Raw genomic sequence first — 15999 nt, forward strand, 5'->3', positions numbered from 1 at the left:
GCCGCCTCACCGGTTCTCGTTCCACTCAAAAAAGGAAATAAATAAAGGGATTCCTTTGCCGTACAAGCGGACAACTCATCCAACAGCCGCAACGCCCCGGAGGGAATTTCCAACTGTATGAGAGATCCGCTCTTTTGTCGGTGATACTGCAATATCCCATCCCGGATATTCTCCCATTTCAAATGCGCAAGATCCACAAACGCTATCCCGCTGAACGCAAACATCAACCGAACGGTCAACTGTACACGCCGCAAGGATTGATCCTCCAATTCAGCATTAAACATACGCTCCAGCATCTCTCGCGGCAACGCCTTCTTCCGCTTGCTTTCAACGCCCGTGAAGACATCTTTGAACAGGTTGGGTACAAAGGGAGCCTCGTTCGCCTCCACGGCCAAGTTATAAATGTGACGAATCCGACGCATATAGGTAGACACCGTATTCAACGAACGGCCCTTGTCCAACAACCATGACTGATAGCACAAAAGCCTGTTCCTATTAATATAGGCATAAGGAATCGCCTCCATACCGCAAAAACACTTGAACGAATTCAAGGCATCTTGATAACTCTTCGCCGTGGAATACCGTTTTTTCTCATGCAGACAAGCCATATAGATGGACAGGCCCATAACAAAATCTTCTTCTTTTTTCATATCTTCTCCTTAATAAAAAGGCCAAAAATACTACCTTTGTACACTGTGTAAATAAAATCTATACAGATGAAGCAACACCTACGACCGATTATGTTTGTCGGAACCTGCTCTGATGCGGGTAAAAGCGTTATTAACGCGGCGTTTTGCCGTATTTTCAAGCAAGATGGTTATCAACCGGCACCGTTCAAGGCACAAAATATGTCCCTCAATTCCTACTCTACCCCGGAAGGCGGCGAGATGGGTCGGGCGCAAGTCGTACAAGCCGAAGCCTGCGGTATTTCCCCGCATACGGATATGAACCCGATATTACTAAAGCCGACAAATGATAAAAGCTCACAAGTCGTATTAAACGGAAAGCCAGTCGGCAATATGTCCGCCAAGGATTATTTCGGGATACAAAACCAGAAGGAGGAGCTATTTAAGGAAGCTATCGAAGCCTTCAACCGTCTGGAAGCTCGCTATAACCCGATCGTATTGGAAGGAGCCGGAAGCATCTCCGAACTAAACCTGCGAGACCGGGATATCACCAATATGCGTATGGCGATCGCTGCCGGAGCCTCTACCTATTTAGTTGCGGATATAGACCGTGGGGGCGTATTCGGCTCTGTATATGGAACGATCGCTTTATTACGACCGGAGGAACGAGTGTTAATGAAAGGGGTTATCATCAATAAGTTCCGTGGAGACGCCTCTTTATTCGAAGAAGGACGGAGCCTATTAAAGGAATTGACTGGGATTCCCGTGGTCGGCGTAATTCCATGGTTTCGGGATATCAAGATAGAGGAAGAGGATTCCGTAGCGTTGGATATGAAAAATAACACTTATAAAGACGGGAAAATCAATGTAGCTATCATCCTGCTGAAACGAATGTCTAATTTCACGGATTTTGATGTATTGGAGATGGACCCCCGTTTCAATCCGTATTATACCAACAATATCGATGAGATAGAGAAAGCCGACATCATCCTGCTCCCCGGCTCAAAGAATACGTTATCGGACTTACAAAGCCTGCGGGCCAATGGGATAGCGATGGCGATTATCCGGGCGCATAAAGCGGGTAAAAAGGTGATCGGTATTTGCGGTGGCTATCAAATGATGGGAGTCCGCTTGGAAGATCCGGAAAGTATCGAGGGAAATATCCCGGCGATTCCCGGTCTCGGTCTTCTGCCTCAATGCACAGTCATCGAGCAGGAGAAGATCACGAGACAAAGCGACTTTGCTTTCCTCCCCTCCTCGGAGAATAAGGATTGTAAAGGATACGAAATACATATGGGACGAACCACCTTATTGGGCGACGCCCCCGAACAGCCCGTAGCCCGACTGGAAGACGGACGAACGGACGGATATTACCTCAACAACCGATGCTGGGGAAGTTATATGCATGGTATCCTTGATAATCCGGCCGTATTGGACAACTTAGCTGAGGGCTTTGACACGGAAACGACTACAGGCCCTTTCGATTATGCCGCTTTTAAGGAAGAGCAGTATGATAAACTCGCCGCCCTCGTAAGGGAGCACGTGGATATGGAATATATTTATAACAGTATTAAAAACTAATATCATGAACAGACGTACTTTTATGCAAAAAACCGGACTTATCATGTCCGGACTTACTTTATCGCCGCTTATCGGTAAATCGTATTCCTCCATATACGGACAAACCGCCCCTAGCAACAAAGTAAAGGTAGCCCTCATAGGATGCCGTAGCATGGGATACGGGGATTTGAATACTTTTCTTGATTATCCGGAGACGGAATGCGTGGCTCTTTGCGATGTCGATGACGAATGGTTAAACAAACGGGCTGCCGACGTTGAGAAGAAAACAGGGAAAAAAGTACCTCACTTATATAAGGACTGGCGACGAGTAATCGATAATAAAGACGTAGATGTAGTCATTATCGGTACGCCGGACCATTGGCATTGCCTTCCGACGGTCTGGGCTTGCCAAGCGGGAAAAGACGTATATGTAGAGAAGCCGCTCTCCAATACGATCGAGGAATGTAACCTGATGGAAAAAGCCGCCCGTAAATATAACCGGATCGTACAGGTAGGCCAATGGCAACGTAGCGACCCGCATTGGGACGAGGCGGCTAATTTCTTGAAAGCCGGAAATATCGGACGGATCCGTACGGTCAAGGTCTGGGCTTACCAAGACGGCAAGCCGACACTTCCGGTTAAACCGGATTGCGACGCTCCCGCCGGTGTGGATTACGATATGTGGCTAGGCCCGGCTCCTAAACGTCCGTTCAATCCTTATCGCTTTCATTATAATTTCCGTTTTTTCTGGGATTATGCCGGAGGCTTGATGTCGGACTGGGGTGTACATTTACTGGATTATGCCCTAGAAGGTATGAACGCGGGCCTTCCCAGCCGTGTATTCTCAGGCGGTGGCAAGTTCGCCTATCCGAACGACGCTATGGAGACACCCGATACTTTAATGGCGACTTATGCCTACGATGATTTTAATATCATCTGGGATCACGCCTGTGGAATCAATCACGGACTCTATAACCGTAAGGAAGGATTAGCGTTCTATGGGGAGAATGGTACGATGGTACTCGACAGGGCCGGTTGGGAAGTCATACCAGTCGTATCCAATAACGTAGCCCGCATGGAAGCCGTTCCTTTCAAGAAAGGAGAAGGCAAAGGACTTTATAATCATGTGGGAAACATGTTGAGCTGCATTAAAAGCCGTGAGCTTCCGAACGCCGATGTCGCTATCGGTGCCCGTGTAGCGAAGATGGCTCATCTGGCGAATATCTCCTGCCGGGTTCAACGGGAAGTTCATTGGGATGATAAAAACAATTTGTTTGTCGGCGATAACGAGGCTACCGCCTTGTCGAAAGCCTATTACCGGGCACCTTGGGAATTACCTAAATTGTAACAATCGCAGCATAACGTTAAAATTTTGACAAACAATAAACAATGCCCTAGTAAGCTTGTTAGAACTATAAAAAACGAACAATACGTTTAATTCTAAATTAATACAGCTATGGCAAAAGAAAGCGTCAAAATTTTAAGAGGGAAATTGGATGTCGACAATTTATTATCTCAACTAAACGCCGCGTTAGCGGAAGAATGGCTAGCATACTATCAATATTGGGTAGGAGCCTTGGTCGTTGAAGGAGCCATGCGTTCCGACGTACAAGGTGAATTCGAGGAACATGCCGAGGAAGAAAGGCATCACGCCCAATTATTGGCAGACCGGATCATCGAATTGGAAGGAGTTCCGGTACTTGATCCGAAACAATGGTTTGAATTAGCCCGATGCAAATATGATTCACCGACAGACTTTGACGTAGTAAGCCTTCTGAACCAGAATGTCGCCTCCGAGCGTTGCGCCATCTTGCGTTATCAAGAAATCGCTAAATTCACGGACGGCATCGACTTCACGACTTGTGATATCGCTAAGCATATCTTAGCTGAGGAAGAAGAACACGAGCAAGATCTGCAAGACTATTTGACAGATATCGCACGTATGAAAAAATCTTTCCAGAAATAATTTAGGAAAGGGAAAACTCTCTTCAACAAAAATCCCTTGAGAGAATGTCTTAGAGACATTCTCTCAAGGGATTTTAATTTCAAGCACATTAATGCTTTGTCCCATGCAACAAAGCGTCATATAATAAGGCATCCGCCACTTCCAAAGCGATTTCCTCGTCTTTCAGATTCCTCAAGATCGTCAAACCAAACTCAAACATAAAACCCGGCCCCTTGCTTGTGATGATATTTCCATCCTGCTCTACTCCATTATCCGTAGGGATAGCGCCTACCATTGTTGGCTCGAAGAAAGGAAAACAGGTAGCCCTTTTCCCTTTTAGCAATCCAAGACCACCTAAAACCATCGGTCCGGCACAGATAGCACCGATTAATACGCCTTCCTCCGTTTTCTCCTTGACTAATTCTTTCAAATGGGCATGCGCATTTAAGTGGTTGCTTCCGGGTATTCCACCCGGCAAGATCAAGGCATCGACGCAACTGAAATCCGCCTCCTCGAACAGATAATCAGCCATTACCGGAATATCATGAGCTCCTATCACCAATCGGTCACCCGTAATAGATACCATCATAACCCGTACACCACCACGCCTCAAGACATCAATCGTACCCAAGGCCTCTATTTCCTCAAAGCCTGTCGCTAAAAAGACAACCGCATTTTTCATTTCTTTTTTATTTAATATAGTTGACATTCACTTAAAACAGAAGGATCATCCTTCTCCACAACAGCCTTATCCGTAACAACCAATGGTAAGGTGAACCAGAAAGTGGAACCTTTGCCAAGCTCAGATCGCACACCGATCTCACCACCCAACTGCTCTACAATCATCTTGCAGATCGGTAGTCCCAAACCAGCCCCTTGATAAAAATCATCCAATTTCACGAAACGCTCGAAAACAGACTCCAGCTTTTCCTCTGATATCCCGATTCCGGTATCCATGACAGAGACACGTACGAACATATCTTCCACCTCATAAAAAAGCGAGATAAAACCTTTGGAAGTAAACTTAATGGCATTAGACAAGAGATTTAACAAGACCTGTTCTACCCGGTGCGGATCGATCCACAGACGAACAGAAGGCATGGCGACCGAGTTATATAATAATGCCACATCGGAAGTCATCTTCAAGGATTGTACCACATAGGCCTCTTGGCAAATATCCCTCAACTCAACTTCCGACACGTTATAGTTTAACCGACCGGACTCGATCTTCGACAAATCCAAGATATCGTTAATCAGTTTCAACAATAAATCGCAATTCTTATTTATAATCGAAAAGTATTCCCTTTGCTCACTGGCATTAGTCGTTTCCGTCACGAGATGGGCAAAACCAACGATAGCATTCAGGGGGGTCCGTATCTCATGGCTCATATTAGCGATAAAAGCGTTTTTCATCTTATCCGCCTCTTGTACTTTCATCAGCGCCAACTGGTCTTGACGTTGCTCCGTGATATCATTCAGCATGACCAATAACAGAGGCGAGGCTCCCGGGTCCGGATTCGTGATCAGTAAACGTACGATATTTACGATTCTCACCTCTCCATTCGGTTTCTCATACTCGACCATTTCCTTTACCATACGTCCCGTCTTGATCGTATGGTAATCTTCCGTTCGGATCTCATGCGCCCGCCGGGAATCAGGGAAAAGCTCGAAATCCGTCTTCCCTAAGATATCTTCCGCCTTGACCCCCGTAAATTCCTCCGCCGCCTTATTAAAATAGATATACCGGAAACCGTTGAAAATATCTTTCACCGTGATCTCCACAAATACGTTCGACAAGATCGTATCCATCAAGATATTTAAGAAGTTGATCGTATGCTGGCTTTGGCGCATCTCAAGTTCGTTATCGCTCGCGGATGGTGTCAAAGTGGCTTTTTCCAGATCGGCTTCCAGTCTCTCAATCCTTTGAATCAACTCTTCTTTGGAAAGGTGGTCATATTTTCCCATGGCCCATACATAAAGTTAAATTGCGTAATGGACAAAAATAACTATTATTTTTTTATTTACAACGGCTTACCGCCTAATAATTCTTATTTTCAAAAGGTCATTACTAATATTTTGACACAAAAGCATGGCATTATCCAAAATAAAAGATACATTTGCAATCTAATTTCATGAATTAAACACACTCTAATTGAAAAAACGATGATGTATTGGCAGAAAGAAATAGAAACCATGGATCGTAAAGATCTGGTAAAATTCCAACTGGAACGACTGAAACAAACCATAGAACTAGCGGGCAACTCCCCTTTTTACCATAAGATATTCAAAGAGAAAGGAATTACCCCGGACAGTTTTCAGTCCTTGGAGGATTTACAAAAACTTCCGTTTACAACGAAAGATGATCTTAGAAATAACTATCCGTTCGGATTGGCTGCCATCCCGTTACAGAAATGTGTACGTATCCACTCTTCCAGTGGAACGACAGGTAATCCTACCGTTGTCTTACATTCCGCCAAGGACTTGGACCAATGGGCTAACCAAGTAGCTCGTTGCATGTATATGGTAGGGCTAAGGGATACGGACGTATTCCAGAATACATCCGGCTACGGCATGTTTACCGGTGGCCTCGGTTTCCAGTATGGAGCAGAAAAATTAGGTGCGTTGACAGTGCCTGCGGCGGCCGGTAATACCAAACGACAGATTAAGTTCATCACCGATTTCGGCACCACCTGTTTACATATCATACCGAGCTATGCCACTCGTTTGGCTGAGGTTATGTATGAGGAGGGAATAGACCCCAGAAAGGATACCAAACTACACACCGTATGTATCGGTGCCGAGCCACACTCGGAAGAACAACGTAAACGCATCGAGCAGCTTCTGGGTGTCAAGGCTTACAACTGTTTCGGTATGTCGGAGATGAACGGGCCGGGTGTAGCGTTCGAATGTACGGAGCAGAACGGCTTGCATATCTGGGAAGACAACGTGATCGTAGAGATCGTAGACCCGGTTACCTTGCAACCGGTACCCGAGGGAGAGGTCGGAGAATTGGTATTAACGACCATCAACCGGGAGGCGATGCCTTTACTCCGTTATCGTACCCGTGACCTTACTTGTATCTTACCGGGCGATTGCCCTTGCGGACGTACCCATAAACGCCTTGCCCGTTTCAAAGGACGTAGCGACGATATGATAATCTTGAAGGGCGTGAACCTGTTCCCCATCCAAATCGAAAAGATATTGATGCAATTCAAGGAATTAGGCAGCAATTACTTGATCACCCTCGAAACGATCGGCAACAGCGACGAGATGTTGATCGAGGTAGAGTTGAGCGACCTATTCACCGATGATTATTCCGCCTTGCAGCGCTTGACGAAAGGTATCACCCGTCAGTTGAAGGACGAATTATTACTTACACCACGTATCAAGCTGGTAGCCAAGGGATCTTTGCCAACCACAGATGGCAAGGCGGTACGAGTGAAAGATCATCGCAAGCTTTGTTAAATAAACAATTAAAATAACACCTTATGACAGTCAATCAAATTTCTATTTTCCTTGAAAACAAGTACGGGAAATTAAGCGAGATATTAGCGTTATTGGCGGAAGAGCGCATACGCATCATTGCGGCCACCGTAGCCGACACCTCCGAGTATGGAATCCTTCGTATCATCGTAAGCGATCCCCAGAAGGCTTACAAGATATTAAAAGAGAATAATGTCAGCGCCAACCTGACCGACGTATTAGCGATCGTAACCAGCTCATGCGCCGGAAGTTTTGCCAATACATTATCTTATTTCACGAAAGCGGGCATCAGCATAGAATATATGTATTGTTTCTCCATCCGGGAAAAAGCGATCTTGATCTTGCGTACGAACAACCGGGAAAGCGCCCGTGAAGTAATCCGCCGTCAGAATCTCGAGTATATCTGTGAAAGTGATCTAATAAAACTTTAATAGGCACGGATATATGTTCGGAATCAGCGACCCCGGTATTTGGCTGGCTTACCTTCTAGCGTTCGCCTGCCTCCTATTTTCTATTTGGTTCGGGATAACCACTTGGAATAAAGAAGACGACGAAAAAACAAACCCTACTAAAGAATCACGAAAATGAGTACGCTAACATTAGGCATTATTGTCATCATTTACATGTTTGTAATCGCTTGGTTAGGGTATCTCGGATACAGGCAGACGAAAAATGCCAGTGATTATTTATTAGGCGGACGAAAAGTAAACCCCATTATCATGGCCCTGTCTTACGGGGCGACCTTTATCTCGGCATCGGCGATCGTTGGTTTCGGTGGCGTAGCCGCTACGTTCGGCATGGGTATTCAATGGCTTTGCTTATTGAACATGTTCATGGGCGTAGTGGTAGCCTTTATCTTTTTCGGACGAAGGACCCGGAAGTTAGGCGAGGCACATAACGCACGGACTTTCCCGCAATTATTGGGATTACACTATAAGTCCCGGTCTATACAGATCTTTATCGCCTCGATCATTTTCATCGGCATGCCCCTCTACGCCGCCGTGGTGATGAAGGGAGGAGCCGTCTTCATCGAACAGATGTTTCACATCGACCTTCATCTGGCCTTGTTGATCTTCACCTTGATCGTAGCGGCCTACGTGATTACGGGCGGAATCAAGGGAGTACTTTATACGGATGCGTTGCAAGCGGTTATCATGTTCGCTTGTATGCTATTCCTGCTATTTTGGTTTTACCATATCATGGACATGGGCTTTATCGAGGCAAACCAGAAGTTGACGGATATCGCCCCCATGGTGCCCGAACGCTTCAAGGCCTTGGGACATCAAGGATGGACAGCTATGCCCATCTCAGGCTCTCCACAATGGTATACATTGGTTACCTCATTGATCCTTGGCGTAGGAATCGGTTGCTTAGCGCAGCCACAACTAGTCGTACGCTTCATGATGGTGGAAAGTACCAAGCAACTCAACAGGGGCGTATTGATCGGCTGCGTGTTCTTGATTGTCACGGTAGGGGCGATTTATCACGTGGGAGCCTTGTCTAATTTGTTTTTCCTCAAGACGGAAGGTGTAGTCGCCTCCGAGGCGGTAAAAGATATGGACAAGATCATCCCCCTATTTATCAATAAAGCGATGCCGGAGTGGTTCGGGGCGGTTTTCATGCTTTGTATTCTCTCTGCCAGTATGTCTACCCTTAGCGCGCAATTTCATACCATGGGAGCGGCTTTCGGGGCAGACGCATTCCCCAAACTAGGACGTAGCAAAAATCCGAACTCTACATTAGGTGTACGTATCGGCGTGCTATGCTCTATCTTGGTCAGCTACGTTATCTGCTATACGCTAAGCGCGAGTATTATCGCACGAGGCACCGCCTTGTTCATGGGTATTTGTGCGGCTACATTCCTACCTACCTATTTCTGCTCGCTATATTGGAAAGGGGCTACCCGGCAAGGGGCCTTGGCCAGCTTATGGGTAGGAGGCTTGGCCAGTTTATTCGCCATGTTGTTCCTTCATAAGGCGGAAGCGGCTCCGGTAGGACTTTGCAAGGCTTTATTCGGACAAGACGTCTTGATCGATGTATATCCGTGGCATGCGATAGATCCGATCTTATTTGCTTTGCCATTATCGGCGATAACGATTGTTTTGGTTAGCCTAGCGACTCAAAAGAAGGCTTTTTAGCTTTTCTTATGAACCTCAAAACACTAATTAGCATTTATTCTATTGACAGATATATAGAAAACAGTACATTTGCACTGTGGTTTTTTCATAATAGTATTAGATTTAAGGTTAACAAAGTTGGTTAGGGGTTGCCGGGAGGCAATCCTTAATTGTTTTATAGAGGTCTAGATATGATTAAATACATTTTTCTACTATTCATACTTTGTTGCTCCGGTTGCCGGCACGCACAAACGGAAGATACCGTAATCAAGGTTTCGGTACTTCGTGGTCCATCCGTTATTGCATTCGCCGATTGGCTTGAGAATCCTCCAATTATAGATAACAAAAAAGTACAAGTAAAAGTGGTAGACTCGCCTGATCTGGCGCAAGCCTTACTGATCAAGCAGGAGACCGACATAGCCGTACTCCCCATGATCAATGCGGCGAACTTGTACAATAAAGGGATCAAGATCAAACTAGCGGGGTGCCCGATCTGGGGAACCCTTTACCTCGTTGAGAAAACTCCCTTGAAAGAACCGGCATTGTATGTATTCGGCAACGGTACGACTCCCGATATCCTTACCCGGTACTATCTCCGCCGCCAACGATTAGATTATCCTTTGAATTACGCCTTCAATACCGCCGGGGAAATCACCCAAGGTATCTTAGCCGGAAAAGTAAATCGTGCCGTGCTCGGGGAACCGTTTCTAAGCATCGCTTTACGGAAAGACAGCAGCTTACGAATAACTGCGGACTTGAATCATTTTACAGACAACGATACCCTCGGATTCGCCCAAACAGCGGTCGTATACACCCCGACGATGGAGAAATATCGTATCGCTTTTGAGGATGCCTTACGAGCCTCCTGCCAAAAAGCCGTACGATATCCGAAAGAGACCATCCATTCTTTGGAAGAACATGGAATCTTCGCCCAAGGGGCCTTAACTCCTAAGAGTATCGAGCGGTGTAAAATCTATTATTTATCAGCTATCGAGGCGAAAGACGCCCTCATGGGTTTCCTACGTCTCATCGAACAGTATGAACCCAAGGCCGTCGGCGGGAGGCTTCCCGATGCCGGATTTATCCCCGAAAAACAATGAGATTGCGAAAAACAATCACTACGATAGTCGCTACCGCTATCCTCTTGGCGGGATGGCAACTATTCGCCGTTATAGCCAACCAACCGGAGCTGATACCTTCACTTCCTCGACTCGTACGGACACTTTGCGAATGGCTCGTCTCCGGTAGTTTCTATCAGTCGGTCGGAGCGACTATACTCCGGGGAATCTTAGGCATGTCGATCTCATTCGTTTGTGCGATAGGGATGGCCGGGTTATTCGCCCGTTTTGAGTGGGTGTATGAATTATTCAGACCTCTGCTTGCCATCATGCGCTCGATCCCGGTCATATCCTTCATACTTTTGGCGCTTATATTCCTAAATCCGGAAAGTATCCCTTTGATGATCGCCTTCCTCACCATGTTCCCGCTACTAACAGAGAATCTGACACGGGGAATCCTCGATCTACGTCCGGGTTTATCCATTATGGCACGTCTGTTCCATATCAAACGTTCCAATGTCTTATTCCAGATCATCTATCCGCAGCTAAAGCCATTCTTATATAGCGGACTTGCCTCCGCCGCCGGATTCGGCTGGCGTGCGATCATTATGGGAGAAGTCTTGTCGCAATGCGCATTCGGAATCGGAAGCGAGATGAAAAGGGCGCAAAACTTTATCGCTGTCCCTGAGCTACTCGCTTGGACAATCGTGGCGGTATTCATCAGTTTCTTTTTTGACAAAGGAATTAGCAAAGTCGCTGATATCACCCCTAAAATATCTTTCGCGAATGAGGATCAGACCATCCCGACCCCTACATTATCAGTTTTAGACACGAAAGATATAAGTTACCAATACGGCATACAGCACTTTTCCCATTCCTTTCAGAAAGGGATTATTTATGGAATTAGCGCACCTTCAGGCAAAGGAAAAACAACGTTATTAAACCTAATCGGAGGTATCTTATTGCCTACGGAAGGAGAGATACATCCCACAAGACACTTTGGAATCGCCACCATATTCCAACAACCGCAACTCCTGCCCCATCTAACCGCAGAAGAAAATATCATCCTCCCCCTCTCCTCTTTTCTCACGGAGGAAAAAGCCCGGCGAATTGCCCAAAAACACTTACAGGAAATGGAAATGGAGCCCTTCGGGAACCGATATCCTAAAGAGCTTAGTTACGGACAGCAACAACGTATCGCTATAGCGAGGGCATTGGCATACCCTTCTCCTCTCCTTTTGATGGACGAGCCGTTCAAAGGCTTGGATGAAGCCCTAAGCCATCGCATCATAGAACGAATACGAGAAATGCAAATGAAAGAAGAACGGATCATTCTTTTCACGTCACATAATCCGGATGAGATTCGGTTGTTGGCGGATGAGGTGATTTACCTATAAATTCCAACCAAACTTGAATGTCTTATTTCACTTTCATCGGTTGGCAAGGTATCGTAAACCAGAATGTAGAGCCCTTTCCTTCCTCCGACTCAACCCCGATTTTACCTTTCAACTTCTCAATAATCGTCTTGCAGATAGAAAGCCCTAATCCTGTTCCTTGCTTAAAGCTGTTCAATTTCACGAAACGATTGAATATGCTCGCTTGAGACTCCTTACTGATTCCCATACCCGTATCCGTTACGTAGACATAGATACCATCATCGGTCAAACGATAACCAAACCGTATAGAACCCGAGCTGGTGAACTTCACGGCGTTGGAAAGGAAATTGGTCAAAACCTGAGTCAAACGGGTCTTCTCCGACACAATACAATAGTCATTACCGTCCGACTCAAAGATAACCTTTACATCCGGGGCCACTCTCAAGGCGAAAGCTTGCTGCTGGGGAGCGAATATCTCACTCAAACGCAGGGTCGTATAAATAAACTCCATCTTTCCTGACTCGATCTTCGAGATATCCAAGATATCACCGATCAACTGCAACAAAAACTCATTGCTACTCTCTATGATCCTCAGATATTCCTTTTTTTCCTCCTCATCGTCACTCTCCGCCAATAAGGTGGAAAAGCCGACGATGGCATTTAAAGGGGTACGTATCTCATGGCTCATGTTAGCGATAAAAGCGGACTTCATCCGGTCGCTCTCTTCCGCCAAACGCTTAGCCTGCACATCCGCCTCGTGCCGTTTATCGACGGTCATATCCCGAAGGATTCCGATCGAGCGGATCGGCTTGCCATCCGGATCGGCCTCATAGACCTCACCGATCTTCTCCAACCATACATACTCATCCGAGAAATAACGACAAGGGAAACTGAATCGCATGGAATCGATCTCGCCCCGCATGAAAGCGGTTGTAATATTCTCATAGACCTTCCGGTAATCCGGATGGATCTTCTCCGTAAAACTAGCGTGGGTGATCTGCACATGCTTGATCTGGCCGTTTTCTTCCAAGGAAAGCTCCGCCGTACCGTTTACCAGATCCCAAAGCCACGGGTAGATCTTACCCGCTTGACATGCGAGCGCCAAGCGCTTATTATAGCTATGCAACTCCTCCTCGACCTGCCTTTGCTTTGTAATATCCCATGAAATCCCTACTAAATAAGGAGGCTTATCCTCACGGGGCGCTAGCAGTTTCATCGTATCCATAGTACGCAAGATACCTTTCGGATCGATCATTTGCTCCACGAAACGCTGCATCTTACCCGTTTTCACCACCTCCTCGTCCATATCCCTGAAAGATTGGGCGACGACCGGATCTAGAAATAGGTCAAAATCTGTTTTCCCGACCACATCATTATGATATCGTCCGTAAAGTTGGTTCATCAAAGGGCTGGAGTACACGTACCTGAAATTATCACCCGTATCCTTCACGAAAAAGTAGATGGGCAACGAGTCCACGATATTAGATAACAATCCTGCTAAATCCCTATAATCCTGTTCCAAAGTTTTGTTCTCCGTAGTATTAACTTCCATGTTGATTTTTTTAATCAAAGGCTTGAATATTCCGGCCGTAAAATTCTTGAAAATTAATGAAAGATACAAATAATAAGCCCAAGAAGTGAGCATCCCGACCGAAAATATAAGCAAAACCGTATATTTGTACTCCAATTCTAAGAAAACTAGATATGACAAACGTATTTCACACGCTTATAGCCCGTTTTCTACAAATTCCGGAAGGACAAGTGGAACGGACAATCGGGCTCTTGAACGAAGGCGCTACCATACCTTTTATAAGTCGTTACCGGAAAGAGGTGACCGGAGGATTAGACGAGGTGCAAATCGGTGCCATCAAAGATCAACTGGATAAACTGACGGAACTGCGCAAACGAAAGGAAACGATCCTCGCCACGATAGAAGAGCAAGAGAAACTTACTCCCGAGCTCCGGAAACGCATCGAGGAGTCTTGGGATAGCACCGAGATCGAGGATTTATATCTCCCTTACAAACCGAAACGGGTCACCAAGGCGGAGATCGCACGCCGAAAAGGACTGGAGCCCTTGGCTAAGATCGTTATGATGCAAAACGAGAATAACCTATCCGCACGTATCAAGAGCTTTATCAAGGGGGAAGTGAAAAACGCCGAAGAAGCCTTGCAAGGGGCACGGGACATTATCGCCGAATGGATCAACGAGAACGAATCGGCACGTAACACCGTACGTAACTCTTTCGCTCATACCGCCATGATCACATCCAAAGTGATCAAGGGGAAAGAAGAGGAAGGCGCTAAATACCGGGATTACTTTGATTTCAGCGAGCCTTTGAACCGGGCCAGTTCCCATCGCTTATTGGCTCTCCGACGGGGAGAGGCGGAAGGTATCCTTCGTGTAAGTATCTCTCCCGATGCGGAATCTTGTCTGGATCGCTTGAACCGGCGTTTCGTAAAAGGTCGTGGAGAGGTTTCCGAGCAAGTGGCTACAGCTGTCGACGATTCTTTCAAACGCCTGCTGAAACCCTCTATCGAGACGGAGTTCTCCAACCAGAGCAAGGCGAAAGCCGATGAGGAGGCGATCCGGGTATTTGCCGAGAACCTCCGGCAATTGCTGCTCGCCCCCCCTTTGGGACAAAAACGGGTATTAGGCGTAGACCCCGGCTACCGTACCGGATGTAAGTTGGTCTGTCTGGACGCACAGGGGAATTTACTGCATAACGAGGCGATCTTCCCGCATCCGCCCCAGAACGAGAAGGGCAAAGCCGCCGCTAAGGTCGCCCAGTTAGTAGCCACTTACGCCATAGATGCCATTGCCATCGGTAATGGTACCGCCAGTCGTGAGACTGAGCAGTTCATCACGAATATACGATACGACCGCAAGGTACAAGTGTTCGTAGTCAGCGAAAACGGAGCCTCTATCTACTCCGCGTCCAAGATCGCTAGGGAGGAGTTTCCCGAATACGACGTCACGGTACGCGGAGCTGTCAGCATCGGTCGCCGGCTGATGGACCCTTTGGCCGAGTTGGTCAAGATCGACCCGAAGAGTATCGGTGTCGGCCAATACCAGCATGACGTAGAGCAAAACGCCTTGAAAAAGAGTCTGGATCAAACCGTGGAGAGTTGCGTGAATTTAGTAGGTGTAAACGTGAATACGGCGAGCAAGCATTTGCTGACTTACATCTCGGGATTAGGCCCTACGCTAGCGCAAAACATCGTGAATTACCGGGCGGAGCACGGACCCTTCACTTCCCGGAAAGAACTGATGAAAGTCCCCCGTATGGGAGAGAAGGCTTTCGAACAAAGCGCTGGATTTCTACGGATACCCGACGGAAAGAACCCGTTGGACAACTCGGCCGTACACCCCGAGAGCTACCCGATCGTCGAACGGATGGCCAAGGACCTAAAATGCTCGGCAGCCGACCTGATCACCGACAAAGCGCTTAAAAAGAAACTAAAACTAACGGACTACCTTACGGATAAGGTCGGGATGCCTACCTTGCTTGATATCATGGAGGAACTGGATAAACCGGGCCGTGATCCCCGCCAAACGATCCAAGTATTCGCGTTCGATCCCACGGTGAAAACGATCGAGGATTTGAAAGAAGGACAAGTATTGCCCGGTATCGTGACCAACATCACCAACTTCGGTTGTTTCGTCGATGTAGGAATCAAGGAAAACGGGCTTGTCCATATCTCCGAGCTGGCGGATCGTTTCGTAAGCGATCCTACCCAAGTGGTCTCCATCCATCAGCATGTCAAGGTGAAGGTTCTAAGCGTAGATCTATCCAGAAAACGTGTTCAATTATCCATGAAAGGGATCTAAACG

The 15999-nt window shown here is 46.8% G+C and carries 14 protein-coding genes; 10 read left to right on the forward strand and 4 right to left on the reverse strand.

What is annotated here, in order from left to right; genetic code table 11:
• On the reverse strand, positions 1-650 hold a 650-nt coding region (locus tag D7V92_RS17645), incomplete at its 3' end, for a site-specific integrase (protein WP_121773437.1).
• Between the two features lie 66 nt (positions 651-716).
• Between D7V92_RS17645 and D7V92_RS17650 the strand changes: the two genes are divergently transcribed.
• The 3 genes from D7V92_RS17650 (at position 717) to D7V92_RS17660 (ending at position 4152) form a co-directional block, all read left to right on the forward strand.
• On the forward strand, positions 717-2207 hold the full coding sequence (locus D7V92_RS17650; RefSeq protein ID WP_121773412.1) for a cobyric acid synthase: 1491 nt from the start codon (positions 717-719) through the stop codon (positions 2205-2207).
• A 4-nt stretch (positions 2208-2211) separates the two neighbouring features.
• Positions 2212-3534, forward strand: a complete 1323-nt coding sequence (locus D7V92_RS17655) for a Gfo/Idh/MocA family protein (RefSeq protein ID WP_011966421.1) — start codon at positions 2212-2214, stop codon at positions 3532-3534.
• A gap of 108 nt (positions 3535-3642) precedes the next feature.
• Positions 3643-4152, forward strand: a complete 510-nt coding sequence (locus D7V92_RS17660; protein ID WP_005856408.1) for a ferritin-like domain-containing protein — start codon at positions 3643-3645, stop codon at positions 4150-4152.
• An 88-nt stretch (positions 4153-4240) separates the two neighbouring features.
• Here D7V92_RS17660 and D7V92_RS17665 read toward each other — a convergent pair whose 3' ends face one another.
• Positions 4241-4813, reverse strand: coding sequence for a DJ-1 family glyoxalase III (locus tag D7V92_RS17665; RefSeq protein ID WP_005856403.1), 573 nt, complete (start codon positions 4811-4813; stop codon positions 4241-4243).
• An 11-nt stretch (positions 4814-4824) separates the two neighbouring features.
• Positions 4825-6096 (reverse strand): ATP-binding protein, encoded by a 1272-nt coding sequence (locus tag D7V92_RS17670; RefSeq protein WP_005856401.1) that lies wholly within the window; start codon positions 6094-6096, stop codon positions 4825-4827.
• A 198-nt stretch (positions 6097-6294) separates the two neighbouring features.
• On the opposite strand from D7V92_RS17670, the gene D7V92_RS17675 reads away from it, so the two are divergent.
• From D7V92_RS17675 to D7V92_RS17695, 6 genes are all read left to right on the forward strand, one after another.
• Positions 6295-7596 (forward strand): phenylacetate--CoA ligase family protein, encoded by a 1302-nt coding sequence (locus D7V92_RS17675; protein WP_005856399.1) that lies wholly within the window; start codon positions 6295-6297, stop codon positions 7594-7596.
• 23 nt (positions 7597-7619) lie between these two features.
• Positions 7620-8045, forward strand: coding sequence for a hypothetical protein (locus D7V92_RS17680; RefSeq protein WP_005856397.1), 426 nt, complete (start codon positions 7620-7622; stop codon positions 8043-8045).
• 13 nt (positions 8046-8058) lie between these two features.
• Positions 8059-8202, forward strand: coding sequence for a symporter small accessory protein (locus D7V92_RS22755; protein WP_005856393.1), 144 nt, complete (start codon positions 8059-8061; stop codon positions 8200-8202).
• Entirely contained in the window at positions 8199-9752 is a 1554-nt protein-coding gene (locus D7V92_RS17685) for a sodium:solute symporter (RefSeq protein WP_008780467.1), read from the forward strand. The genes D7V92_RS22755 and D7V92_RS17685 overlap by 4 nt, the downstream gene beginning before the upstream one ends.
• A 170-nt stretch (positions 9753-9922) precedes the next feature.
• Positions 9923-10831, forward strand: coding sequence for an ABC transporter substrate-binding protein (locus D7V92_RS17690; protein WP_121773413.1), 909 nt, complete (start codon positions 9923-9925; stop codon positions 10829-10831).
• Positions 10828-12186, forward strand: a complete 1359-nt coding sequence (locus D7V92_RS17695) for an ATP-binding cassette domain-containing protein (RefSeq protein ID WP_121773414.1) — start codon at positions 10828-10830, stop codon at positions 12184-12186. The genes D7V92_RS17690 and D7V92_RS17695 overlap by 4 nt, the downstream gene beginning before the upstream one ends.
• Before the next feature lie 22 nt (positions 12187-12208).
• Here the strand turns inward: D7V92_RS17695 and D7V92_RS17700 are convergent, their stop codons facing one another.
• Positions 12209-13717 (reverse strand): ATP-binding protein, encoded by a 1509-nt coding sequence (locus D7V92_RS17700; RefSeq protein ID WP_005856384.1) that lies wholly within the window; start codon positions 13715-13717, stop codon positions 12209-12211.
• 152 nt (positions 13718-13869) lie between these two features.
• Here D7V92_RS17700 and D7V92_RS17705 point away from each other — a divergent pair, with 152 nt between their 5' ends.
• Positions 13870-15996 (forward strand): Tex family protein, encoded by a 2127-nt coding sequence (locus tag D7V92_RS17705; protein ID WP_121773415.1) that lies wholly within the window; start codon positions 13870-13872, stop codon positions 15994-15996.
• Positions 15997-15999 lie beyond the last annotated feature (3 nt).

Source organism: Parabacteroides sp. CH2-D42-20 (assembly GCF_003670185.1).
In the GTDB taxonomy this organism is placed as follows: Bacteria; Bacteroidota; Bacteroidia; order Bacteroidales; family Tannerellaceae; genus Parabacteroides; species Parabacteroides distasonis.

Excerpts from the sequence above, each read along its gene's own strand:
- D7V92_RS22755 (WP_005856393.1), top strand. The coding sequence starts at position 8,059 with ATGTTCGGAATCAGCGACCCCGGTATTTGGCTGGCTTACCTTCTAGCG.
- D7V92_RS17690 (WP_121773413.1), top strand. The coding sequence starts at position 9,923 with ATGATTAAATACATTTTTCTACTATTCATACTTTGTTGCTCCGGTTGC.
- D7V92_RS17655 (WP_011966421.1), top strand. The coding sequence starts at position 2,212 with ATGAACAGACGTACTTTTATGCAAAAAACCGGACTTATCATGTCCGGA.
- D7V92_RS17680 (WP_005856397.1), top strand. The coding sequence starts at position 7,620 with ATGACAGTCAATCAAATTTCTATTTTCCTTGAAAACAAGTACGGGAAA.
- D7V92_RS17685 (WP_008780467.1), top strand. The coding sequence starts at position 8,199 with ATGAGTACGCTAACATTAGGCATTATTGTCATCATTTACATGTTTGTA.
- D7V92_RS17700 (WP_005856384.1), bottom strand. The coding sequence starts at position 13,717 with ATGGAAGTTAATACTACGGAGAACAAAACTTTGGAACAGGATTATAGG.
- D7V92_RS17660 (WP_005856408.1), top strand. The coding sequence starts at position 3,643 with ATGGCAAAAGAAAGCGTCAAAATTTTAAGAGGGAAATTGGATGTCGAC.
- D7V92_RS17675 (WP_005856399.1), top strand. The coding sequence starts at position 6,295 with ATGATGTATTGGCAGAAAGAAATAGAAACCATGGATCGTAAAGATCTG.
- D7V92_RS17695 (WP_121773414.1), top strand. The coding sequence starts at position 10,828 with ATGAGATTGCGAAAAACAATCACTACGATAGTCGCTACCGCTATCCTC.
- D7V92_RS17665 (WP_005856403.1), bottom strand. The coding sequence starts at position 4,813 with ATGAAAAATGCGGTTGTCTTTTTAGCGACAGGCTTTGAGGAAATAGAG.
- D7V92_RS17705 (WP_121773415.1), top strand. The coding sequence starts at position 13,870 with ATGACAAACGTATTTCACACGCTTATAGCCCGTTTTCTACAAATTCCG.
- D7V92_RS17650 (WP_121773412.1), top strand. The coding sequence starts at position 717 with ATGAAGCAACACCTACGACCGATTATGTTTGTCGGAACCTGCTCTGAT.
- D7V92_RS17670 (WP_005856401.1), bottom strand. The coding sequence starts at position 6,096 with ATGGGAAAATATGACCACCTTTCCAAAGAAGAGTTGATTCAAAGGATT.